This window comes from Pyrofollis japonicus, assembly GCF_033097485.1.
In the GTDB taxonomy this organism is placed as follows: Archaea; Thermoproteota; Thermoprotei_A; order Sulfolobales; family Pyrodictiaceae; genus Pyrofollis; species Pyrofollis japonicus.
In genome coordinates this window covers 1,954,444-1,977,928 of sequence record NZ_AP028634.1, presented here as the reverse complement: position 1 = coordinate 1,977,928, position 23,485 = coordinate 1,954,444, and the positions used below count along the sequence as shown (strand labels likewise).

General features: G+C 49.8%; 24 protein-coding genes. 11 read left to right on the top strand and 13 right to left on the bottom strand.

What is annotated here, in order from left to right; genetic code table 11:
- Positions 1 to 3 precede the first annotated feature (3 nt).
- Complete coding sequence (locus tag SBG41_RS10360; protein WP_317895463.1) at positions 4 to 333, top strand: hypothetical protein; 330 nt, start codon at positions 4 to 6, stop codon at positions 331 to 333.
- On the opposite strand, the gene SBG41_RS10355 is transcribed toward SBG41_RS10360, so the two are convergent.
- A complete protein-coding gene (locus SBG41_RS10355) occupies positions 330 to 1,856 on the bottom strand; it encodes a carboxypeptidase M32 (RefSeq protein WP_317895462.1) in 1,527 nt (508 codons plus the stop codon). The genes SBG41_RS10360 and SBG41_RS10355 overlap by 4 nt on opposite strands.
- Before the next feature lie 205 nt (positions 1,857 to 2,061).
- Here SBG41_RS10355 and SBG41_RS10350 point away from each other — a divergent pair, with 205 nt between their 5' ends.
- Positions 2,062 to 3,444: a DsbA family protein gene (locus SBG41_RS10350; protein ID WP_317895461.1), complete on the top strand. Its 1,383-nt coding sequence runs from the start codon at positions 2,062 to 2,064 to the stop codon at positions 3,442 to 3,444.
- Here the strand turns inward: SBG41_RS10350 and SBG41_RS10345 are convergent.
- Both SBG41_RS10345 and SBG41_RS10340 read right to left on the bottom strand, forming a co-directional pair.
- Positions 3,441 to 4,169, bottom strand: coding sequence for a DUF72 domain-containing protein (locus SBG41_RS10345; protein WP_317895460.1), 729 nt, complete (start codon positions 4,167 to 4,169; stop codon positions 3,441 to 3,443). The genes SBG41_RS10350 and SBG41_RS10345 overlap by 4 nt on opposite strands.
- Positions 4,170 to 4,226: 57 nt before the next feature.
- A complete protein-coding gene (locus tag SBG41_RS10340; RefSeq protein WP_317895459.1) occupies positions 4,227 to 4,985 on the bottom strand; it encodes a radical SAM protein in 759 nt (252 codons plus the stop codon).
- 194 nt (positions 4,986 to 5,179) lie between these two features.
- On the opposite strand from SBG41_RS10340, the gene SBG41_RS10335 reads away from it, so the two are divergent.
- From SBG41_RS10335 to SBG41_RS10325, 3 genes are all read left to right on the top strand, one after another.
- On the top strand, positions 5,180 to 6,307 hold the full coding sequence (locus SBG41_RS10335; RefSeq protein WP_317895458.1) for a glycoside hydrolase family 130 protein: 1,128 nt from the start codon (positions 5,180 to 5,182) through the stop codon (positions 6,305 to 6,307).
- A gap of 106 nt (positions 6,308 to 6,413) precedes the next feature.
- A complete protein-coding gene (gene amrB, locus SBG41_RS10330) occupies positions 6,414 to 7,328 on the top strand; it encodes an AmmeMemoRadiSam system protein B (protein ID WP_317895457.1) in 915 nt (304 codons plus the stop codon).
- Positions 7,329 to 7,342: 14 nt separating this feature from the next.
- Complete coding sequence (locus tag SBG41_RS10325) at positions 7,343 to 8,017, top strand: HAD-IB family phosphatase (protein WP_317895456.1); 675 nt, start codon at positions 7,343 to 7,345, stop codon at positions 8,015 to 8,017.
- A 53-nt stretch (positions 8,018 to 8,070) separates the two neighbouring features.
- On the opposite strand, the gene SBG41_RS10320 is transcribed toward SBG41_RS10325, so the two are convergent.
- Positions 8,071 to 8,631: a hypothetical protein gene (locus SBG41_RS10320; protein ID WP_317895455.1), complete on the bottom strand. Its 561-nt coding sequence runs from the start codon at positions 8,629 to 8,631 to the stop codon at positions 8,071 to 8,073.
- Positions 8,632 to 8,745: 114 nt separating this feature from the next.
- Between SBG41_RS10320 and SBG41_RS10315 the strand changes: the two genes are divergently transcribed.
- Both SBG41_RS10315 and SBG41_RS10310 read left to right on the top strand, forming a co-directional pair.
- The gene (locus SBG41_RS10315) at positions 8,746 to 9,186 is read left to right on the top strand and encodes a hypothetical protein (protein WP_317895454.1); all 441 of its coding nucleotides are present in this window, start codon (positions 8,746 to 8,748) and stop codon (positions 9,184 to 9,186) included.
- A 213-nt stretch (positions 9,187 to 9,399) separates the two neighbouring features.
- Positions 9,400 to 10,575 carry an OBG GTPase family GTP-binding protein gene (locus tag SBG41_RS10310; RefSeq protein ID WP_317895453.1) on the top strand — a complete coding sequence of 392 codons (1,176 nt, stop codon included), beginning with the start codon at positions 9,400 to 9,402 and terminating at the stop codon, positions 10,573 to 10,575.
- 16 nt (positions 10,576 to 10,591) lie between these two features.
- Here SBG41_RS10310 and SBG41_RS10305 read toward each other — a convergent pair whose 3' ends face one another.
- From SBG41_RS10305 to SBG41_RS10295, 3 genes are all read right to left on the bottom strand, one after another.
- A complete protein-coding gene (locus SBG41_RS10305) occupies positions 10,592 to 11,098 on the bottom strand; it encodes a DNA-binding protein (protein ID WP_317895452.1) in 507 nt (168 codons plus the stop codon).
- A gap of 11 nt (positions 11,099 to 11,109) precedes the next feature.
- On the bottom strand, positions 11,110 to 11,790 hold the full coding sequence (locus tag SBG41_RS10300) for a TIGR00296 family protein (protein ID WP_317895451.1): 681 nt from the start codon (positions 11,788 to 11,790) through the stop codon (positions 11,110 to 11,112).
- Between the two features lie 63 nt (positions 11,791 to 11,853).
- Positions 11,854 to 12,876 (bottom strand): NAD-dependent epimerase/dehydratase family protein, encoded by a 1,023-nt coding sequence (locus tag SBG41_RS10295; protein ID WP_317895450.1) that lies wholly within the window; start codon positions 12,874 to 12,876, stop codon positions 11,854 to 11,856.
- 145 nt (positions 12,877 to 13,021) lie between these two features.
- Here SBG41_RS10295 and SBG41_RS10290 point away from each other — a divergent pair, with 145 nt between their 5' ends.
- Positions 13,022 to 14,287: an RsmB/NOP family class I SAM-dependent RNA methyltransferase gene (locus tag SBG41_RS10290; RefSeq protein ID WP_317895449.1), complete on the top strand. Its 1,266-nt coding sequence runs from the start codon at positions 13,022 to 13,024 to the stop codon at positions 14,285 to 14,287.
- Positions 14,288 to 14,305: 18 nt separating this feature from the next.
- On the opposite strand, the gene SBG41_RS10285 is transcribed toward SBG41_RS10290, so the two are convergent.
- Both SBG41_RS10285 and tmk read right to left on the bottom strand, forming a co-directional pair.
- On the bottom strand, positions 14,306 to 14,560 hold the full coding sequence (locus tag SBG41_RS10285) for a FeoA family protein (protein ID WP_317895448.1): 255 nt from the start codon (positions 14,558 to 14,560) through the stop codon (positions 14,306 to 14,308).
- 117 nt (positions 14,561 to 14,677) lie between these two features.
- Positions 14,678 to 15,334, bottom strand: coding sequence for a dTMP kinase (gene tmk / locus SBG41_RS10280; protein ID WP_317895447.1), 657 nt, complete (start codon positions 15,332 to 15,334; stop codon positions 14,678 to 14,680).
- A gap of 150 nt (positions 15,335 to 15,484) precedes the next feature.
- On the opposite strand from tmk, the gene SBG41_RS10275 reads away from it, so the two are divergent.
- From SBG41_RS10275 to rpl12p, 3 genes are all read left to right on the top strand, one after another.
- On the top strand, positions 15,485 to 16,210 hold the full coding sequence (locus SBG41_RS10275; protein WP_317895446.1) for a flavodoxin family protein: 726 nt from the start codon (positions 15,485 to 15,487) through the stop codon (positions 16,208 to 16,210).
- On the top strand, positions 16,198 to 17,166 hold the full coding sequence (locus tag SBG41_RS10270; protein ID WP_317895445.1) for an isoaspartyl peptidase/L-asparaginase: 969 nt from the start codon (positions 16,198 to 16,200) through the stop codon (positions 17,164 to 17,166). The genes SBG41_RS10275 and SBG41_RS10270 overlap by 13 nt, the downstream gene beginning before the upstream one ends.
- A gap of 62 nt (positions 17,167 to 17,228) precedes the next feature.
- Positions 17,229 to 17,561: a 50S ribosomal protein P1 gene (rpl12p, locus tag SBG41_RS10265; RefSeq protein WP_317895444.1), complete on the top strand. Its 333-nt coding sequence runs from the start codon at positions 17,229 to 17,231 to the stop codon at positions 17,559 to 17,561.
- 240 nt (positions 17,562 to 17,801) lie between these two features.
- Here the strand turns inward: rpl12p and SBG41_RS10260 are convergent, their stop codons facing one another.
- The 4 genes from SBG41_RS10260 to SBG41_RS10245 all read right to left on the bottom strand — a co-directional run bounded on the left by SBG41_RS10260 (position 17,802) and on the right by SBG41_RS10245 (position 23,454).
- Positions 17,802 to 19,475: an ABC transporter ATP-binding protein gene (locus SBG41_RS10260; protein ID WP_317895443.1), complete on the bottom strand. Its 1,674-nt coding sequence runs from the start codon at positions 19,473 to 19,475 to the stop codon at positions 17,802 to 17,804.
- Positions 19,476 to 19,519: 44 nt separating this feature from the next.
- Positions 19,520 to 20,341, bottom strand: coding sequence for a hypothetical protein (locus SBG41_RS10255; protein ID WP_317895442.1), 822 nt, complete (start codon positions 20,339 to 20,341; stop codon positions 19,520 to 19,522).
- Positions 20,342 to 20,509: 168 nt separating this feature from the next.
- Positions 20,510 to 21,916, bottom strand: coding sequence for an IMP dehydrogenase (gene guaB / locus SBG41_RS10250; protein ID WP_317895441.1), 1,407 nt, complete (start codon positions 21,914 to 21,916; stop codon positions 20,510 to 20,512).
- Between the two features lie 185 nt (positions 21,917 to 22,101).
- Positions 22,102 to 23,454 (bottom strand): RuvB-like helicase, encoded by a 1,353-nt coding sequence (locus tag SBG41_RS10245; RefSeq protein ID WP_317895440.1) that lies wholly within the window; start codon positions 23,452 to 23,454, stop codon positions 22,102 to 22,104.
- Positions 23,455 to 23,485 lie beyond the last annotated feature (31 nt).

Genomic DNA, 23,485 nt, shown 5'->3' with positions numbered 1-23,485 from the left:
CTAGTGCCTCACAAGTGCTTGTTTAAGCACTGGATTGCACTGGGGCGAGCCGTGATGACTGGGAGCATGGAGTCGCGCGAGAAGCTGAGCAAATGGAGCAAAGAGCTTGCTGGAAAAGGTTTCACGTTGAGCATTGAGGGCTCATCTCTCAGGATTACCACCAATAAGAAGGACGCCAGTTTAGCTGATCTTCCCCGAGAATTCCTCAAAGACGTTCTAGGGGCTGGGGTAGAGGAAATAGTTCTTCAGACAAGTAATGGTGTTTATTATTACTTTCGTAGACGTGATGTGGAGAAACTACTAAAAATATTGGAGAGGAAAGAAGGGTCTTAGGCTAGGTACTCGGCTAGCTTGTTGGGAAGCGTTATGTACTTCCATTCGAGGTAGTCAATTAGGTACTTTGCTGTTAACTCTGTGCTGAAGCTTCTCTTCAATAGCTCTTTCGGAGCATATGTTGAGCCCCAGCGGTGTACTTTTTCACGGAGCCATTCCCGTATTTCTCTAAGCTTTAGGTTTCTTAGCTGTTCTGCCGAAGGACCGCCCATCATGGCCCACATTGTTGCCGCCACGACATTGCCCAGTGTATATGTCGGGAAGTAGCCTATGCTGCCATGGCTCCAGTGAATGTCTTGTAGCGCTCCTTCAGCGACGTTTCGTGGACGCACTCCTAGGAGTTCCTCCATCTTGTTGTCCCAGTATACTGGTACCTCTGCCGGACTAAGGCTCCCCTCGATGAGCTTCTTCTCGATGTCGAATCTGAGATATATATGCAGGTTGTACGTTACCTCGTCAGCGTCTACGCGTATAAGGTCTGGCCTAACCGTGTTAACGTATTTGTATATCTCTACTTCATCGAAATCCTTCGTGTACCCTATGTGCTTGTCAAGCTTCTCCTTCAGCCACCTTATGAACCACGGACCCCTACCCACTATGTTCTCCCAGAACCTTGACTGGCCTTCATGTATTCCCATACTGACGCCGCTGCCTATGGGGGTGTATGAGAGGCGCGGATCCACTTGTAGCTCGTAGAGAGCGTGTCCATATTCGTGTACAAGACTATAGACTGCTCTCTTGACGTCTTTTCCTTCGTATCTAACCGTTATGCGGACATCATTTACACCCATGTCTATTGTGAAGGGGTGGGCTGATTCGTCAAGCCTGCCGCGGTTCCAGGGCCATTCGAAACCATCAAGTATTTCGCGTAGCATCTTTCGCGCTGCATCAACATCGTATTCTTTTTCTTCGAGCGGGTGGTGCTGGGGGTAGAATCCTTGTTTCCTGATCTCCTCGAGGATCCTCTTGGTAGCTGGTACAAGTTCCTCAAATACTCTTTCTACGTCTCGTGTCCGCAGCCCCTCCTCGTACAAGTCTAGGAGCGCATCGTAAGGATGCTCTTCGTAGCCCAGTCTTTCTGCTTTTTCTCGCTGAATTTCAACTATTTGTTCAAGGTATGGCTTGAACATGTTGAAGTCGGACTTCTTTTTTGCCTCCCGCCAGACAACGGTTGCCTCACTGGTTATCTTAGCTTCTTTGCGGACAAGCTCCTCTGGTATAGCTTTCGCTATCCTTATCCTTCTCTTCATTACCCTTACAACGCCGCGCTCAAAATCATTAAGCGAGTCTAGGTCTTTTTCCGCGCGCTCAACGAGCTTCTCTAGCTCCGGATCCTTTATGAACTTGTGTTGCAGCGCCTCGAGCTCCTCGAACGCCACAGAGCGGTCTCGGATACCGTCACGCGGCATATAGGTTTCTAGATCCCAGCTCATGAGCGCCATTGCGTGACCCAATGCCCAGATGGTCCTATACTTGCGCAGTATCTCCTTGACTGCTTCGTGGCGGAACAATTCCTCGCTCAAAAGCTCTTTCACCCCGATAACGCTTCTTTATCATCCTATGCTCAATATTATCTTTGTCTCGGGTATTCTAGGCTACTCTGTTTACATAGCAGGCAAGAACTTGTCTCCTAGGCACACCTATCTATCCTCGTTGCCCTAGCAAATAAGGTTACAAGGGGGTTCTGGTAAGCAGAGAGCCTAGAACAGCGAAAAAGGCGAGACAGCCTTGAAAGCAGTATCTACCCCCGTACTAGTCACAGCGTTGGTAATAGCTCTAGTTGCCGTAGGTGCGGCGGCCTATTTATTAATGAATAAAGGCCAGTCTTCGGCCTCGAAGGTGGAGTCGGTGCCAGAGAATAGCCAGGATGTGAAGGCTTGCCTACAAGGCCCCTCAGCCATAATAGTCTACGAGGATGGGCAAGAGGATTACGCCAAGGCGCTTCTACAATTCATCAAGAACCAGCTACGAAGCGAATTACCCCGTAACGCCAAGTTCTGCGTACTTAGCGACAAGGAAACCGGGCTGACGTCCCTCCCCGTGTACCCGGCACTAGTGTTCAAACTAAATCTCAGCGACATCAAGGGTAAGCTAGCCCAGTTCATTATAGATAAGCCGCTGCCCGGAGGCTTCTATCCGTTCCGCTACGACTACTTCGCATCCTTTGCTACGCAGGCAGGTATGTATCTGGCCCAGCAAGGGCTCAGCCCCGAAAAGGCCACGCCAAAGTATACGCATAGCGCTGAAGTAATCATCGTCAACGGTGATGCTCCTGGTACACAGGTAAACGAGAAGTACCTTGGCGTAGCCAAGGGGCGTCTTAGCATTGCCTTGTCAGCCATAGCTGTAGCAGAGGTGAAAAATATCAAGGTAAGTGACAAGCCCCCGGTCAACAGTGAGCCACAAACTTATCCAGCGATATACATACTAAGTGATGCAAATCTGACCCAGTATAATCCGGACCTAGTCCAGGTCTCCAAAGGGGTATTTACTGACAAGAATGGAGAGCTTACGGAGCTCATAGCAGGCCTAGGATTAGCTTCAGCGGCACTTGTGAAGTACCGCCCAGTACCATACCTTGATACACACCCTGCAATAGGTAGCGGGAAGATACACATAGTAATCTTCGACGACATATTGTGCCCCTACTGTGCAAGGCTGTACAAGGAGGTAATGCCTAAGCTAGTTGAATTCGCCAGAAACAACACCGTAACCATTCACATAATGGACTTCATCGTACACAACGTCCCCGAGGCTGTCACGTTCCACAAGCTACTACTATGCTACTATAACAAAACCGGAGACGCATGGAAGTATTATGAGATATTTCAGCAAACTTATAGTGAGCTATACAGCTACATCTTGAGCGGCAAAGCTGAGCAAAAGCTAAAAGAGAAAATAGATACCTTGCGAAAGGAGCTGAACGTTACTGAGCTTTGCCCTGCAGCACAGTACGTAGACAAGTCTATGGAGCATGCCCCAGACGTCGGTATACGGGGGGTACCCGGCATACTAGTGTGGAAAGAAGGTGGCGACAAGATGCTGATAGCTATGGGGTTCCACGACTACGAGTGGTTCACGGAAGTGATAAAGTGGTTTGAAACCCACTAAGCATTTACTAGTTCTTTTAGGATCCTTAGCATTGTTCTCGCGTTTTCGAGCATCCAGTGATCATTGTTGAAGAACACGTATATTTTCTTCGGATTAAGCTCGACGAGTTTTTCAGCAAGTTCTCTTAGTTCTTCCTCGCTGTAATCATATGCATACCACTCATAGCGTCCATGTATACGTAGATACACTTGGTCGTTGCTTTTATCTATGTAAGTGCCTATGGGGGCATCTATGGAGACAAAAGTTGCACCTAGCTCTCTGCATAGTCTCACTCCTAGTCCGTCCCTGAACCACGAGTCGTGCCGAAACTCTATTGCAAGTCTGGCTCCAAGTCTAGTATATTGTGCGAAGCGCTTGATTCTCTCCACATATTCTTGGCGCGCATCAAAGCTGGGAGGAAGCTGGAGTAGGTAAAAATCGACTATACCTTCATTCTCCATTGGTTCGAAGAGTTTCCTAAACCTATCCCAAAGGGGATACGCTTTCTCATTAAGCCTTCGCGTATGAGTTATTGATCTATGGATTTTTATGCTCCATCGAAGAGCCCTGCCCTTACGAGCCCACGACTTTACCTGGTTAGGGTAGGGAAAGCGATAGAAGGACGCGTTGAGTTCTACGGCATTAAGCCCGCTATGAGCTATGTACCAGTCTAGAGTGCCCTTAATGTTCCAATCGTATAGCCAGCCAGAAGTGCCAACATAGATTAAGGGTTTATTGTACGACACGGCTCCTACGAGCCCCTCCTAGACGTACAACACTCTTGAGAGATGAAAGTCTTGCTGTTATTCCGGGTAGGTAGCAACCCGTATTCCATGCTCTCTCAGAATGGTTGCAAACCGCTCCATAGTATCACTAGTGGCTCTTTCAACACAGCGCATGCGTGGAGGAGCATATGTCGTGTACAAGTGTACCTCGTCTGGCCGTATCATTGATGATATAATAGTTGCCATTTCCTCCGCGTCGCTAATAGCATAGTTGTCTATACCACAATACTTTAGAAGCATAACCTGTAACGCAAGTGTGCCGCCAAAGACCCCCCTTATCTCGCTGAGGCATTTGATTACGTCGTGGAGGAAAATACCGCGTGCAGGCTCATTAATAAGCTCGAACTTCCACCCAATGACTGTATCAAGCTTAGCTTCTACATGGTCTAGAAAGGCTAGTGCACTTCTTACGCGTGGAGAACATAGCCTTGTAGAATTTGTGAAAACACCTAGGCTCGTCGAGAGACCCTTATCGTTGATTAACGCTCTCGCCTCCATAACTAGTTCGTCGAATAAGGGATGCAGGGTCGGCTCACCATTTCCCGAGAAGTCTATTGCACTTAGCTTCTCAGCGTCATCGCCTAGCCTATGGATAGCCTCCTCGAGGGCTGAACGTAAGACGGCTGGTGTAACGATATAGTTCTCAATGTAGGGGACGTGTACCTGGGCTCCTCCGCGAAAACAGTAGACACAGTTAAAGCTGCATACACCTGGGCCCGGGAACAAGTTTATTCCAAGGGATAAGCCTCTACGCCTAGATCGTAGCGGTCCATACACAACTGCTATCCTTGATAACGATCTTCCGTCTGCTTCACGGTAATCAGCGAAGAGTCTTATTCTTAAGAAGACCCACCTCCAAGCCGCTAATGGTCCATGCGATTCAATAAGCCCTTACTCCTAGGATGAGCCTTGCCCCTATTAACCCCTTGTTGATGAGTAAAGCTCTCTGACAAGGGGAGGAATACATAGTTATGCTGCCAGGGTACTCGGCGGAGGATGTGTTTAAGCCCGCGCGTGGACTAAGAGAGGCCATGGCTAAGCGGCGATTTGAGACCCATGACATCGTTAGGCGTCTTGGAGTTATTAACCGGGAGCAAGTTGTTATTAATGGTTATCCCATTCACCATCCTGTAACCGTGTTTAATTCTTCGGTGACTGTTGAGAGGGGAGGAGAGGAAGAATACGTTATTCTCTATGCAAGGATTATTGCGGGCTATTACATGTACATATCGAGCATTATAGAGGTGCCGATTCCTCTCGAGGACGTCTACAACGGAGATATTAACTTGAACATATATACTGGTCGCATTGTTGTATATCCTTCAACGCGCTACGACCTTTGGGGCGCGGAGGATCCACGAGTATACCGGCTTGAAGGCAGCAACAACCTCTACATGACGTATACTGGTAGAACTGTGCACTACTTCCGCCCAGGAAATGAACGTACACTGCCCGTTACAGCTGTGAAGATAGAAGAGAACGGGACCATGAAGTGGAGAAAGATACATGCCTATACGCTCTATGGCGACTTGCAACACAAGCTTATTAGTAATAAGAATGCTTTCCTCTACAAACACGACAATCGCCTTTACTTGTTTCACCGGCCGCACTTGCTTGGAGATAAGTTCTACTTGTTAGTCAGCGAGCTGCCAACAAGCATACTTGAAGATAAGGGTGGAGACGAATGCCCAAAGAGAATAGAGGTTGATAATGGCTACGAGGTTCTGCGGCCAGCAGAGTTTGAGGTAAAGCTTGGCTGGGCTACTCCTCCGATACGTGTCAACAAAGACACGGCTGTGGCGCTTATCCACGGTGTTGATAGGGAGCTGCAAGCCTACAGGGTTCTAGGAGTAGAACTAGGCCTTGGAAAAGACGGGGTTATTGTGAAAGCGGTTACCCCGCACTACATTATGGAGCCTCAGAGGCTCTGGGAGGTCTTCGGAGATCGCCCTTACGTCGTATTCCCTTGCGGGATTTGGAGGCTTGAAAACAAGGACTACATAATATCGTATGGTGCGGCCGATACGTTTGTCGGCCTCGGGCTACTAAACCTTGATGAATTGCTAGGCGAGCTGGATAAGGGCAGGATCTACGAGTAAGCCACTGATACAAAACTATTACCGGCATGTCCCGCTTCACATGATGTTCTTCTAGTGCTCAGTTTTTCTAAGCCCCTCCAATAGAAAATACTATGGGGAGACATCCTTGGATAACGCGATTCGAAAACCCTATGCAGCGCTCATAGGGTTCTACCCAAATGACAGAGGAGAGCTGATTAGAGCCATTGAGAAGAGCTTTCTTGACCAGAGATTCGGCCCCGGGCGATTACCGGAGCCACTGTCGCGAAAAGGAGAGTGCTGCGTCATAGGCGGTGTAGCGCCGCATGCTGGCTATAGCTACTCTGGACCATGTGCTGCCCACCTCTACCTAGAGCTTGCCGAAACAACGCCGAGGCCGGAAACTGTTGTTATTCTTGGAACAAACCATACGGGGTATGGGGGCTTCTTCACAACAACTACTAGGTTTAAGAAGTGGGCTACACCTCTCGGAGATGTACCAGTTGATATTGAGTTCATAGAGGCTCTTATGGATAAGTCTAGCCGCATAGTTGACGAGTATCTTGCCCATCTCGAGGAGCACAGTGTAGAGGTTGAGTTGCCCTTCCTCCAATATGTATACGGGGATGAGTTTAGCCTCGTACCCATAACCGTGAAGGACGCTACCCCCTCCATGGCGCGCGACGTTGCTAGGGCGATTCATGATACGGCAAGAGAGCTTGGAAGAAGAATAGTGCTTATCGCGTCCTCTGACTTCACACACCACGGCTACATGTACGGCTATGTCGTCTTCACAGAGAACGTTGCGGAAAACGTTGCTAAGCTTGACCTCTCCATAATCGAGCACATTCTTCGCCTAGACACAGAAGGCTTCTATAAGCGCTTAACGGAGACTGGGGCCACTGTCTGCGGCTACGGTGCAATAGCAACGCTCATGGAGTACGCGAAACTAGTGGGTGGCGTTGAGGCGCAGCTACTACGATATTATAACTCGGCGCAACTCACCGGCGAAGAGGATATAGCTGTAGGCTATGCGGCAATCGCTTTTAGGAAGCAAGGCTGAGGAATGAAGAAATCATGCACCCCAAGGAGACTTGTCGCATAAAGCTAGTAGCTTTCGATGTGGACGGGGTGCTCGTGCCTATTCGGAGTAGCTGGGGCTACGTGCACGAAAAACTGGGCACTACGCGCGAGAGCGAGGTTAACTATAACGCGTTCAAGAACGGTGTAATAAGGTATTGGGAATGGATGTACTTAGATACACTTGCATGGATCGAGGCCAGACCCGGCATAACTAAGTGGGACCTAATGGAGCTATTCAACGAGGTAGAGTTATCGCCAGGCGCCGAGGAGGCTGTTAAGGAGCTTAGACGCAACGGACTAGAAGTAGCACTAGTAAGTGGCGGCGTTGAAGTACTAGTCGAGAAGGTCGCGGAACTACTGGGAATAAAGAATTGGGTTTGTCCAGCGCTGAGCTACGACCCCTGGGGCCGGCTCGTACCAGGCGGCGAGCCGAGGCTTGAAGCCGATAGAAAGGACAGGGCTGTCCTAAACCTGGCGAAGAGGCTGGGGCTCAGCTTACGCAATGTTGCATTCGTTGGTGACAGCTACTGGGATCTACGTGGAATGAGAGAGGCTTGCCTAGCTATAGCAGTGAATCCAAGTGATGACCGCGTCGTAGAGGAAGCGGACTATGTTGCAAAAGACCTGCTAGACGCTGCACACTTCATCATCGAGCATACTAAGGGCTAGAGCACGCGTGCTCTTCGTCTATAATAGATATAGATAATATCCTTTCCGCGGCCCTACGTATTGCTAGAGTTTGTTGAAGACGGGGTTGTTGTAACGCTGACGTTCATGCCTTGTTGAGCTTCCTCTAGGGCTCTTAGCTGAGCAAAGAGCTGCTCCAAGCTGCTCGCGAGGGTCTTAGTATCCCTCTTCACCCGCATGGCAAGCTGTATCTGGTTACCACTAACAGTCAATATCCATGTTTCGTTTGAGGGTACCCTAAGGGCCAACTGGTTAAACACGTAGTCCGCAACACTTGGAAGGTCAGCTGTAAGTGGATAAAGAAGCGAGATAACGGGTTTACCGTGATCAAGAAGCGTTACAGCAAACAGAGGCACCGAAACATTTACTCCGAGAGTTTTCGCACCGTATTTCTTCAAGTGAAGCTTCTCCGCGACCGCCTTAGCCACAGCTTCCGCCTCATTAGCGTAGTTCTTGGGGGCATAGACTACTATGCTGTAACTATGGCCAGAGACAAGCATCGCGACGTACTCAACAATGAATATAACTATGAGTATTATCCCGCCAGCTGCAACCAGTGCCTTACGGCTAATACGGAGCCTCCTCCGCTTAGCCAACCCGGTGCTCACCACACTCCTTTGCCCTACTCCCTGGTTGCGAGGACTGGAGAAAGTATATTACTCTAGCCATAGAGGGTGCACTAGTCCTAGTAGGCTAGGGTGTAGTGTCTAGTGCTTAGGACTCTGAGCTTGTTGCTAGCAGTACTTGGTATCTTGTTGTCAATTAATACTGGTAGAAGGCTTGCTAGACGGAACCATGACGCTACACTTGCCAGGAAATATGGGCGAAGCTTGCCGGGAATGGCACACATGGTTTACATCTACATGTTTATTGCATTCATATTTAATACGTTCTCTATAGTACTCATGCGGTTCGCGAGCACTGGCATACAGTTATTCATCAGCACTATAATGCACAGCATTATTAATACAATTACTGGGCTAGTGATAACAACCTTGCTCATACTTGTTAGTTATGTTTTCTTCTCAAAGCACTACGAGAACATAGAATACCCGTTGACTCTTGAAGGAAAAATAGCTCTAAGAGGCCTAGGCACAATAGACAGCGCCAAGGAGAAGCTCAAGTCCAAGATAAGGAGGAAGCAGCACTAGAACCCTGATATTGCTTAAGAACCTTGCCTATTGTATCCCACACCTCTCGCAGCATTGCTGTGACTCTTTTCTCTCAAAATAGTAGCGAGCAAGACTATCGTATCCACCAGGCCTTATGCCCTATGATGGAAACTCTATAAGCTTCTATGTGTTCCTTCTAGGCTGGGATTCCAAAAAGCCTCTTTCCAACCAGGGTTCTGGAGGAAGGAGACGATGCCTGCCAACTTGTCGCCGGAAGCGCAGGCCAAGCTCGCGAAGTACAGCGAGGCTAAGACTCTTGAAGAAAAGATTAGGGCTCTTGAAGAGTTTCTCAGCGTTGCTCCTAAGCATAAAGGCGCTGAGAATCTATTGCTCTGGGCTAGGAAAAGGCTAGCAGAACTACGCGAGGAACTAGAGGAGCGGAAGAGGAAGAAGACTGGCGGCGGCGGCCCGAGGATCTTTGTTGAGAAAGAGGGGGCAGCACAAGTCGCGGTTATTGGTCCCCCTAATAGTGGTAAGAGCTTGCTTGTGCAGAGGCTTACAGGTGCGAAGACTAGGGTAGCGGACTATCCATTCTCGACGACTCTACCAGTGCCGGGTATGCTCCCGTATAAGGATATTTACTTCCAGCTTGTGGATACACCACCTCTCTCCGAGGATGCTGCCCAATACATACCAAGGGTTACTGGCATCGTGCGGAATGCCGATGCGGTTATAATCGTTGTTAGCCTGGAGGATGATGCCCTTAAACAATACCTTGAAGTGAAGCGTATACTCTTAGAGCACGGCATACACGTTGAGAAGCCGAGAGGGACCGTTAGGATAGAGAAGGGGGGAGAGCACGGCATACAAGTATTGGGCACGGGCAAGATAATTGACGGGACTGTGAGGGACGTTGAGAAGATCCTTGCCAACTACCGCATATATAGGGCAAAGGTATACATTGAGGGGGAGGTAAGCCTTGACGACATAGAGATGGCTGTGCTGCGTAGCAGCGTATACCGGCCGGCGATCATACTTGCAAACAAAGCTGACTTGCCAGGAGCATCTGAGAACTACAAACCGCTCTACGAGTACGTTAAGCGGAACAAGGAGAAAGGAGTATGGCTTATCCCAGTCTCAGCAAAAACAGGACTAAACCTTGACAAAATAGGGGAAGTATTGTTCAAGAGGCTAGACATTATACGTGTTTACACTAAGAGGCCGAACGGCGAGGTAAGCAAAACACCTGTCGTACTACCCCGGGGAGCAACAGTACGCGACCTGGCCGAGCACATTCATAGCGATCTCATAGAGTATTTCGAGTACGCCAAGATATGGGGCCCTTCAGCCAAGTACCCCGGCGAGAGGGTGGGCCTAGACCACGTCCTAAGCGATGGGGATATTGTTGAAATAAAGTCCAAGAAGTAAGGTTCTTTCGAACTCTTTATTCTAAACCTGCGAGCCGGCGCAGCCGCTTAATTACGAGCTCGTAGACTGGCTCTCCTTCGCGGAGAACCTTATAGCTCAGAGGCGGGTTCCAGCCCGGTATAATGCGCCTTATCTCTTCGAGTGTAACCTTGCGCGGATACAGCACGGGATTTACTACTTCCAGCGCCATAGCCTTCTCTGCTCCCTTAATATAGCGCCATGCGTCCCCACGTATACCGTGGTCTTTCTCCGCAAGGACTTGTTTCCATACCTCCTCAGCTGTTCCTTCAATTACTTTGCCTACGCGGAACTCCCCTATTATCGCCCTCACGTTGCCCGAGGCATAGACGACCATGACCGCGCCTTCCGGTATTCGCCCAATAACGTTGCGGCGCAGCTCGAACCTCTTTGTTGCACGGAAGATCTGGTAGGCGTAGACAGGCCTTATCGATATTAGGTACATCTCCTCGCCCTGTTCTGTTAGAGCCTGGGGTGCTTGCTGTAATTGTCGACGCCGACGCATAGCCGCCACCGCTACCTCTTTATCCCGGCATATTTTTCTAGTAGCTTTTTATACTCTTGGACAAGGTCTCGTTCCTCGATATCGCCTCTTGGTTCTTTCTCGCGCCAATCCCTACCAGAGAACCTGTAGAACTCTACCTCGGGGTCTAGCCAACAACTCGGCGGCATACCGGCCTTAACACATGTCTCTGCAAGGAACGTCTCCTCATCCCACAAGTATTCGACTGGAACCTCTGGCAGCAAGACGCCCTGAAGGATACCCTTCTTGGCGAAGAGGCCGTGGCGGCCTATAGTGAAGGCCTTTGGTCTCTCTTCAGGGTTTCGTGGAAGCTGCTCCAAGGGCCCAAGAACAGTTACCTCGAACGTGACACGATCCAGCTCGTCAGGGTTCATCGGTGGGAATCGCGGATCGTTTACCGCAGCCTCTATAGCAACGTCTATAACTGTTTCAACAAGGCTCTTTACCGGGAATATGTAGCCGATACAGCCCCTTAGTTCGCGGGATTCTGGGCCATAGTACGTCGTTATTGTTACGAAGGCTGCTCCCAGGCGGCGCAGCTTCTCCGGAGTATCTGGCGGTGGCTCTATCTTCTTGCCATGCAGCAGGTAGTTCTCTACGCTTCTGCGAGCAAGCTTGACTAGGAAGACACCTTCTTCAAAGCTTAGCTCCTCGGGCTTCACTTGTTCAACCATACTTTTACTCCCTCTAGTTATCTGTCGGCCTTGCCCCCCTTGTTTAGTGTTAGCCTCAAAACCCTAAACTAGTACCACGTGAGTCCTTGCACTGACCCTTCTTTTATTGGAGGCAATTTTCCTACCCCAGTGTGTTTTCATCCATTCCACTGCCTCGTTGACTGCGTACTCGAGCGGCGTCCACTCCATTCCTAGCTCGTTTAATAGCCTTGGCTCAAACGAGTAGCGTTGCTGGACGAGGAAGTCCTTCATGACGCCGCTTGCTGGTATCCGTGAGGGAAATGGTAGCGGTAACGCGTTTTTTACGCCGAGCCCTTGTAGGATAATCTCATGTAGAGAGCCTAGCCGCGTCCTCCACGGAGTCGCGTAGAACCAGTTGCACGGCTTTCTCAAAGACTCGTCTATTATTACCGAGGCCTTTGCAAGATCCTTTGCGGCTACTGCGTGAAGATAGGGGCCTCCGCGTAGACGTAGACGCAGCTTAGCTAAGCGATACATTAGCCTCCATTCTTTGTGGTAGCTCCACTCGCCGACAAGAAGGCCTGGGCGAAGAACGGCTGCGCGGGCGTCACCCTCTCTACAAAGCCTTATGATCTCTTTCTCGCCCTCGGCCTTAGTGCGGCTATAAGCTGACAGCGGTAAGCACCCCTCTAAGTGGTTCTTTTCTTCGGCAACACTTACTCCATCACTACAAGCGCTCGGGTCCCCAACGGATGCGACACTACTAACGTAGACGACTAGCGTGTCCTTACAGCGCTGCGCAAGAACCCTGGCCCAAGCGAGGGGGACGGTTACATGCGCTTCCCGCATTTCCTTAAATGTGCCTTGAAGTCTGCCCGTTAGGAGATAAGTTATTGAGGGGCAACCGATGCCATCAATCGTGTTCCTTATAGACGAGGCCTCCACGAGGTTGTTTAGCAAGACGCTTTTATCGGCAAGGGCCGAGAGCTCGGAGAATAGCTGCGATCGTTTCTCGGAGCTACTCTTTCTCGCAACAATGTATACACTGTCGCCTCTAGCCTTATGCTCCTTGGCGAGGTTGTAGCCAAGATAGCCTACGCCGCCAACGAGGAGCACTGAGCCCATAATGCTTATGCACCAGTCTCCGCGAGGGACGTCCTCTTGGGACACCGCTGTCCGAGCGTATCAAGACCCCCCTTATTTGTTGAAATGCTGTACTTAGCCAGCCCCACAAGGAGGGGCCGTCGCTCAATGAGGGTGAATAGACACAATGCACGGTGAACTCGTTGAAACGACGTGTGCAAAGATATTGTCAAGAGTTGAGGCCACACTATACTCTATTAGATACTTCATTGAGCGTGAGAGGCCCCAAGTGCCAAGGCCGCTACTTAATGCACTCTGCCTCGGGGTTCTACGCAACTATCGTCTACTAGTGCATGCTCTTCGCCGCTGCGGGTACCGGGGAGAGGTGCGTGGAAGGCCTCGTGGATGGATTGTTCTTGTAGGTGCCTACGAGGCAATGTTCCGAGAGGTTGTCAGCATCGATAGAATCGTGGACGCAACTGGTTTGTCGAGAGAGGTAGTACAATGCCTCCGCGGCATTGTACCAGAGGAGGTTGTTGACGATCTGCAAGGGCTCCGCAAACTTGCTATACTCTATAGTCTTCCGGACTGGGTTGTAGAAGAGCTTGCGAAGACTAATCCGCCCGGTGGCCTAGAAGCCCTCCTTAAAGCACTCCAGGAGCCAACGCCTCTCTGGATAAGAATAAACAAGTCCATAATATCCAGGGAAGAAGCCATAGGGAAGCTAGAAGAGCTAGGTATCCGTGCAAGGCCTGACCCAGTGCTGGATGATCTGCTGGAAGCAGTTGATATCCAGCCAGGCGCGCTAGGAAGACTCGATCAAAGGCTATTCTATGTACAAGATCGAGCTGCTGCACTCATAGCCCATGTCGCAAAAGAGGGGCGCCTCGTCGTCGACCTCTTTAGCGCACCTGGGAACAAGGCCTCGCACCTAGCCTGGAGAGGTGCAGCCGGCTACATAGCTGGGCTAGAGCTGTCTCGGCGGAGAACAGTAGACGAGAAAAAGCTGACAAGAAAGCAAGGAGTATGGATCATTGACCCAATCGAAGCGGATGCACTGGATCCCCCGCTTCGCCGCAATGCCGCAGACCTCGTCATAATTGACCCTGACTGTACCAGTATGGGTAGGCTAGGCCACAGCCCGGAGACACGATTGTTCCTAGAAAGAGCGGGTAAGCACATACTCAACAAACTTGTGAAAGTACAGATCGAGGGCCTACGAACCGCAGCCAAGAGCGCGAGGCGAGGAGCAAGAATAGTGTATTCGACATGCACGCTCACCTTGGAGGAGAACGAGAAGGTAGTACAGACTGTTGCCGAGGAAGAGGGGCTTGTAATAGCTAAGGCTGAGCCCATGATAGGAGTTGAGGGCCTAGTGCCAGGCACTCAGAGGATATACCCCCACATATCTCGGTGCACTGGCGGCTTTGTAGCATTACTGCTAAAAGAATAGCCGATGATCTAGGCGTTCCTACAAAGGCTCAACAAGTATCTTCCTAGCAATACCTCTCCCGATAGCAATAACACTGCCGCGAACACGAACAAGAATCGGGCCACCATAACTCATAACGACCTCTATTACTGTGCCAGGCGTTAATCCCATCTCCATTATCCTTCTAACGGCGCGTACGCCTGCATCAATACGCACCACGCGTGCGCGTGCACCAGGCGGAAGCATATCGAGGGTCACGAGGCCCCTAGTTTTTCCCGAAGACTGCAACACCATCTACCCCGCTCCTTCGCCTTGCCCATGTTAACAGCGTTGACGAAGTATACAGCCCCAAACAATCCTCTAAGCTGGGGCAGTTTGTAGCTCTTTTGCCGCTGGATACAAGTAGATGGCTTAGTAATGCTCGAGATACTTCAGTGCCGCATATACTCGGACAAAAATATCCCTTGACACGATATCGATGCTTCTTTCCTCACCCTTGACGGATCCTTTAACGATTATTACAACAGGTATTATCTTCGCTATTACTGGTAATAACTTTCTATAATGAGCTGAGAGGCCACGAAGGGAAGCAAGTGTTTCGGGAAGGTCACGCTTCTTTCTACGCATAACTATTCTCTTAAAAGCAATAACAGGTTCAACATCGATGTAAACCAATATATCTGGCCGAGGCGCAAAACGATTGACCGAATAAATCCATTCAAGAGGTGCAGGAGAGGGAAATCCGTCATAGCTTTGATAAACTAGGCTTGATATCCAACTCCGATCGCTAAGAGCAATACAGCCCTGGTTAATTGTGTCCCTAATCGCCTTTGCTTGCTCACGCCTATCTGCTGCAAATAGGAGAGCAAGTAGTTTCTGGTCAAAAGGCCCATTGGAAAGATACTCGCGTATGGTGTTACCGATTTTACCCCGGCTCGGCTCTTCAAACGTCTTTACGCAGTAACCCGTTCTCCGGAGACGCTGCGCCAGCAAGTCCGTATGTGTTGTTGTGCCAGAACCATCTATACCTTCTAGTACAATGTAGAAGCCCTTAGCAGTGCTTGCCATAGCTTCATCATGGCCTCCATGCTTTTGTTTGTTCTAGTTGAACCAGGGTTCAACATACATTATCGCTGTATGTCCCTAAGCGTCTTGTAGAGAAGCGATTATTCATTAAATAAGGTCTGTGTCCTATCCTCAGGCTGCGGGGATGCAAGGATGATAAGAGTACTAGGAATTCATGCATCTCCGAGAAAATATGGAAATAGCTTCAAACTATTATGGATTGCCCTAAGGGCTGCCGAGAATGAGGGTGCTGAGACTGAAATAATACATCTCTACGATTACAATATAGGGCCTTGCTTCGCCTGCTATTCCGACTACTATCTTAACTGCAGGTATCCCAAGGAGAGAAAGGAGTGCCCGTTGAGCGGTGTTGACGGATTCGGCGAGGTTGCTGAGAAGATCTTGGCAAGCGATGCTGTTGTTTTCTCGACACCCGTCTACTGGTTTATGGCTAGCGGTGTCTTGAAGAACTTGTTTGATAGGATGACAAGCCTCGAGAACATGATTTACCATGTAGGTAGGAGCTTGCTAGACGGCAAGGTTGCTGGCGTAATTGCGGTCGGCGAGGAAGCAGGTGCAGCGATGGCGCTTTCATGGGCCTTGTTGACGCTCGTGAATATGGGGTTCCATATACCTGCATGGGGCACGACCTACTATCATGGGAAGGGTGACGTGCTTGAGGATAAGCAAGCTGTAAGCGATGCATACAATCTTGGACTAAACATTGTGAGGGCTACTAAGAGGCTAAGGGGCAGTAATGAGGCTCCTTGGTACCGCTTTATCGGTGAAGACGAATACGAGTCGCTTGTGGAAGAGGCGAGAAAAGTCGCCGAGAAGAATAAGGCTGAACAGCGGCGAGAGAGGCCTTGGCTGAAATAACTGTTTATGGGCCCATCAAGCTCGGCGACCCCGCAGTAATCGTCCACGGCGGGGCTGGCAGCTGGCGCCTAGTTGAGCGCCTTGACGAGGTCCTTAAGGCTGTTGAGAATGGGGCCAGGGCCGGACTAGAGGCCACGAAGAAGAACAACGCCATAGAGGTGGTTGTTGAAGCTATCGCTGCTCTAGAAGATAGTGGGGTGCTCAATGCCGGCACAGGAAGCACGCTAACATATGATGGTAGGGTTGAGATGGATGCAGGACTCATGGACGACGATATGCGAGCGGGAGGCGTAGCTGTTGTCACTTATCCACGTAATCCTATAAGGCTTGCAAAGTTTATTCTCTTAAACCTCGACCACGTAATCATCGCCGGTAAAGCTGCTGACGAGCTTGCCAAGAAGCTTGGTTTGCCGAAGCACCCTGGGCCCTCTGAGGCCTCGCTTAAGCGCTGGCAACGGCTACGCGACGAGCTGAGGAAGGGCGGAGGCCCCGCATGGGCTCGAAAGATAGTGGAGCTCTATGGTGACACTGTTGGGGCCGCTGCTCTGGTTAATGGGCGTTTAGCCGCGGGGGCGAGTACGGGAGGAGTCTCCCTCAAGTATCCTGGCAGGGTAGGTGACTCCCCGATACCTGGTGCTGGGTTCTACGCAAGAAGGGGTGTCGCGGCTTGCTCAGCAACTGGCATAGGCGAGACCATAATCCTTGGAAGGCCTTGTGTATACGCAGTAGATCTAGTGGCTGAGGGCGTTCCTGTCGAGGAGGCTGCTAGGGCCGCTGTGGCCCGCCACACTAGGCTCTTTGGATCAAAGAATCTCGGCATAATAGTTGTTGATGCTAACGGCTACGCGGCCGCCGCGATAAATACGGACGGCATGCCCATAGCGTATGCCGGAGCCGAGGCCCCCACCCCAACACCTTTAATGCTTCGCAGAGTAACAGGGGAGGCGGAAAGATAAAGAAACCCGAGCCGTATCCCCCGGGTGGAACGGGAAGACGGTTAGCGCGAGGGGTGCGAGGAATGGAATACATCTATGCAAGCCTCATGCTCCACGCAGCTGGAAAAGAGATAAATGAAGAGAACCTAAAGAAGGTCCTCGAAGCAGCTGGAGTACAGGTAGACGAGGCACGCGTAAAAGCCGTAGTAGCCGCGCTAAAGAACATAAACATAGACGAGGTAATCAAGTCCGCGACGGCGATGCCCGTAGCACCAGCTGCTGCACCAGCAGCAGCCGCGCCAGCCGCAGCAGAGGAGAAGAAGGAAGAGGAAGAAGAAAAGAAAGAGGAGAAGAAAGAGGAAGCTGTGAGCGAGGAACAGCTAGCAGCAGGACTAGAGAGCCTCTTCGGCTTCTAAGGCCCGAATACATAGAGAACCAGGCTATTTTACCAAGCACTGACCAGGTTTTTAAGAAGCCCTTCACTAGGAACCTCTTCCTGTTCTCCACATTCCTCCACGTAACTAAGAATCATGTCTCATAGCATTAGAAGATAAGAAGACAGTATAGTAGTCTTGTATTGTACCAACTAATTGCCGGTACCCCGCATCTAGTCTAAATACATAGCTATGCCCTTAGTGCAATCGTCGCACAAGTTCTTAGCACATCTCCGGGATACCCTCACACACTATTCTACCTTTATCAAGCACATAGATATAGTCGGTATGTTCCAGGGTTGATGATCGATGAGTAACTATTACTACAGATGCTAGCCTTTCATTTGCTACCTCTTCGCGCAAGTTTTTCATAATAAGTGCCTCGGTTTGTTCATCTACAGCATTTAGCGCTTCATCGAGGAGAAGCACGTCAGGGTTCTGAGCTATGGCCCTTGCTAAGGCAAGTCTCTGCTTCTGGCCATCACTTAGCTTAGAGGGGTCCACGATCTCGTCCAAGCTTGTCACAAAGTCTACAGCAGCGATTCTCAGTGCACGCCATATATCGTTGTCTGATAACGGTTTTCCCAGCGCTATATTGTCTCTAATACTTGCTTGAATTACTAGAGGATGCTGGGGCAGGTAGAGTATTCTCTCGCGGAGCGACAATATACTGTAAACACGATAATCACGACCATTGACTCTCACCTCCCCCCTAGCTGGCTCGTAGAACCTGATAAGTGTTAAGAGGAGCGTTGATTTACCAGAGCCCGTGGGCCCAACTACTGCGTAAACGCGTCCTCTATACAAGGTCAAAGAGACGTCTTGGAGGAGCTTACGGCCTCCCACTTCTACTTCTACACTATAAGCCTCAATCTTGTCCACCTTGCTTAGCTTCTCGCCTACATCTCTTTCCGGCTCAAGTTCCAGTACTTCCTGGACACGCTTGACGTAGGGATAGAGTTCGCCAAGCGTCGCAAACGCGTACGATATGTTCGCTATAGGCTCAAATACGCTGTAAACCGCGTTACTAAATGCTATAATGCTGCCAACTGTGGCCTCACCCCAGGCTACGAAGAAGCCTCCAATTACTAGAACTATTAGCCTCACAACGTCATAGAGACTGTTAAAGCTCTGATTAAAGAACGTGTCATAAAAGAATACACGACGAAGCCTAGACCCCCAGGAGCGTACATTCTTCTCCGAAGCAGAGCTAAGGTACCTACGTATACTAGGCGAGGCTTTCACATGAAGGAGGCCTTCAACAAAGTCCCGAAACACTGTAGATAGTCTCGAGAATGCATGCCGCTCTTGCTCAGACACGAAAGCCAGCTTCCTGCTACTAATCCTAAACACTGCATAGTATATAGGGATAATGATAAGTGTTACAGCAAAGAGCTTCGGGTTAAGAGTATAGAGCAGAAAAGCACCTATACCTATCCTTGCAAGTTGAACCCCTAATGATGCCAAAAATCCTCCAAGCTCGGACACTCGACTGAGATCCGATATAAACCTGCCAATAATATCTCCTTTATCCGGGAGCTTAGTAGGCCTAGCGGCTGCAAGACTCTTAATAAACTCGGTCGCCAAGCCTTCGAGAGTTGCAAGACCAGTAAGTCTCAGCAGATATTCTCCAAATATGTTTAAGATATATTTTAGTACCCATAAAGCAAGCAAGATAAGCGCATAGCGAAGTATGCTGTAATGCCAACTAGTTCTCGTTGATTGAAGAAGGGACACAAGATAGTCTATAAAGTCTTTTGTAATAAGTGTGTAGTAGAAGAACACGGCGAGCAATATAATCCAGATAATCAGGGCTGCTACGCTGATGTGTAGCGAGAAACGCCGTGTAACCGAGTAAGCAAACCTAACTACATATCCGACACGATGCCCACCCATCCATCGCCCTAGGATAGATAGAGGCTTTATCTTAATTATTATATCTATGCTCCTAGCTGGAATGCTCTTAGGCGCTCAGAGCTTAGCCTCCGGTAGAGTACCCTTTGTACCTCTCTGCTTAGGGAGGCTATGTAGCTCTTAGGGGATAAGTGCGGAGGCTCCGTATCGTTCTCCTCCAGAGCAGATAAGACAAGCTCGTACAAGTCCTTTCTCGTATTAATGCATTTTCCGCACGACAACTCGTCCACAACCGCGTCAAAGAAGAGTGTTGTCGGCTTAGCTACTTCCCAGTAAATATACTCTGCAGTTATGTACGCAAAGTCTGATCCCTTGGTAAGATAGTAGTCAAGATACGCCTTTAGAATGGCGTCAAGTGTTCCGAGCACTGCTACGAAGTATGGTAGGCGTCTAAGCTGCTCCGAGGGATGTAGTCCAGCCAGATGGAGGACTACCTTGTCTCCCGTGAACGATGAATAAGTTATAATCCATGCAGGGACAACTATTCCGGGCGAGAGGTCGGCGTGCATTTTTACGAGTAGCTTTTTCAGCGAAGAATTAAAGAAGCTGGATACGCCGCCAATTCTTGTACCGCTCTCGCTTATAGCTGCCTCTATGTCGCGACACAACCCCATGAACTCGGAAGAGACGCTACGACAATAATCTTCCCATACGAGCCAGAGCCCGGCCGTCCTACTTATCATTGACACGTAGATGGCGGCGAACTCTGGCTCCGAAGACTCCTCTAGCATGCGTACAACTTCGTCGAAGCCTTGTAGAGGCATAGAGGCGAGCTCCTTCAAAAATTCACGGAACTTGGTCCTATACCGTGTATACACCGGATTTGTGCCAGTATCAACGGGATTCATGGCTTAGCTTGATCCCCTCAGAGAGTTTCCTGTACACTGCTCCTATCTGTCTCTACCTACTACCCCCTTATCTATAGCGCTTCAGACATTAAGGATGCTGGGTAAGGACAGGCAAGGCAGGTAACGAGGATGCTTCATTTTGGAAAAACTTCGTGAACAATATCATGCTTACTCGTTAATTTCGCCTATTGTGTACTTGCGCGGCGCTATACCGAATACCGCTTTCTCCCAGAGTTCGGCAATATTGCGTGCACCTGCGTATCCTAGGCCAGCCTTTATTCCTTCAATGAACTCTTTGAGCACCTTGGCTGCCGGTCCCTTGTAGGCAACGAGTCCTTCTACTCCTTCCGCGGCTCGTTTAACTAGCCTAGTATAGCGGTCTGCTGCAAAGCGCCGACTCATCGCCCCCTTGCTTGCCATTCCGCGATACGGCTTGTAGAGCTTCTCTCCCATAGCTATTAGTGGTGCTGCTGCCTCATCGGTACCCGCGAACACATAGCCCAACATGACGCTACTAGCTCCTGCGGCTAGCGCCTTAACTGCGTCGCCGCTGCTCCTTATACCTCCATCAGCTATCACTGGTGTATCGTCTGCTCCCATCTCTTTTAGGGCGTCTCTTACTGAGGCAACTGCCCACAGTGTTGGCGCATATGCACCGCCGACGAAAGCCGTGGTACATATGGAGCCGCCAGCTATGCCAACTCTCAGCCCGTCTATGCGTTCAATTTCGGACACAACGTCTATCGCTGCGTTATAAGTTCCAATATTCCCTGCAACAAAGTCTGACGTGATTTCTTTTACTAGGTTGCGTGCAGCCTTGATCACATTGGAATTGTGAAAGTGTGCTACATCGCTAACAAGCGCATCAACATGCTTGTCCAGTTTTAGTGCGCGTTCTTTATCGAAAGGTGATATCGCTGCTGCTACTCGCAACCTTCCTTCATTGTCCAATAAGGGGGTTAGCTCTTCTAGCGCGTCGCTAACAAGTAAGGTGCCAACATAGTTACCATTTGACAAGACTATAGCAGCCGCATCAGTAACTCCCCTTACAACATCGAGACGTGCTTCATTAACACTCTTAACACTATAGGTCTTTCCAGGCTTAGTGCTATCCCGGACTCGTTCGTGACCACTATGGCACTCCTTCTCGAGCTCCGAGAAGTATACGTATCCGCTAACAGTAGTGCCGTCAACAACTGGTAAGGAACGTACGCCTAGCTGCCTCATAATCTCAAGGGCATAAGCACATGAATCGCTTGGCCTCAGATAGGCTATTCGGAGCCTTATCGGAGGATGCTCCTTAACCTTGCGAACTTCCTCTACTTGCTGTTCCACTGGCATATTCCTATGAATGACGCCGAGGGCCCCATGAAGAGCAAGTACTATGGCGAGTTCGTGCTCGGTAACAGTATCCATAGGCGACGAGACCACGGGTACTAGCAAGGGGACGTTTCGGCTAAACCTCGTCCTAATGTCTACCTCGTTTGGCTCAACTTCTGCACGGCCCGGAACAAGGTAGACCGTGTCAAAACCAAAGAGTTGCTCAGCTCTTGCTAGCTTATCCTTAAACCCCATTGAGCAACACCATCTTCCGAGCCGATAGGGGCAAGAAATGACTCTTTCCTGGCTAGGCTTTGATTCGACTATATCTTCTCTAGAGGTTAATAAGTAGTCAAAAGAAGGCGTTATGAGTATGTGTCGGTAACATGCATTATTGGAAAAGCAGTACCAATATAGTCGCAACACCGGAGGCCGACGAGTTATTTGAGGAATTTCTCTTCGTACTCTTGTACGTACCTTGTGCTCTCCCTTACATCTACGAAGTATTTTGCTGCCCTCCTCACGTCTTCTGCGGTAACCTTTGTTCTTCCCTCGCGCTCTGCTAGTATGCGTGCCGGCTCCATTAGCTGTACGGCGTAGCGTAGGCTTCTTTCAGCGCCTAGCTTAGTTAGCTCTTCTAGCGCGTCTTCACTTAGTGGTATGTCTTCCTCATCTGCTCTTATCCTTAAGATTTCCTTTATCTCATCAGCAGTGTACGGCCTGGTACGTATAATCAGTAATCTATCAAGGAGGTCAAGAGGTATACCGTGCGGCGACTCTATGTCTGTCCCACGTATCTTTGTCATACCACGGTTCGTTGCTAGTACCAGTATTGGGCTCATCTCACTCTCCATTGCTCTTGTGAGGAAGCTAAATGCTTCTATGTCTAGCATATGTGCGTCATCTATGAAGAGGACGCCCGGTATTAGCTCTGCCTTGCCGCTCTCTATCAGCTTCTTTACCTCCTCGTCCACTCTCTGTCTGACTTCGTTTGGTATCTCCCTTGTAGGAGGCATGCCAAGTAGTGATGCAAATGCTGCCCTCTGTGCAGCAAGGCTTACGTCTAAGTCGTGTAGCGTTAGCGTATAGACTATTTCCTTGTCCTTTTTCACAGGGCCGCTTGGCTCCTCTACGCACCGGTAAGCAGAGACGTCGTATCGCTTCTCCTTGCACACGCTACCAGTTTTGTGGACCTCGCCTGTCTCCGCGTCTATCCATATAACATCGCCTTTGCGGATGCGTAGCTGGAGCAGCTGAACAGCAACATCTTCGCCAACTCTTAGTGTTAGACTATCATCCCTTGTCTCAAGCGTGATCTCTGCTTCACGTGGTATTCTTACGTAGGGGTTATAGGGGTGTTTAACATAAGCGACCCTTATCTTTGAGACAACGCCTTCATAGACTAACCTTCTCTCCTTGATTCTTACGCCTATTGATTTTCGTATTGCTTGCATGAGTACTTCCGTCTTCTTTAACTCGCTGCTATAGATCTCTGCGCCGCTCATTGCGACGAAGGGGGTGTCTTCGCCTAGTTCCTTAGCAATGCCTACTGCTATGGCGGTCTTACCGGTCCCGGATGGGCCTACTAGAAGGACTCCACGACCAGCCATCTTGCCTTCTTTTATCATCTGTACGACTATTCCAGCTGCTTCACGCGCCTCTGTTTGCCCAACCATGCCGTCCGCTATGAACTTTGCGCGTCCTTTTTCGTCAAGTCCGAGGCCACGGATATGGCTATGAGCGCCAACTCTACGTAGCTCTCTTACTGGTTTTACCTCCTTTATTGAAGCCACTTTCTTCACCGAGAGTCTTCATGGGAAGCGC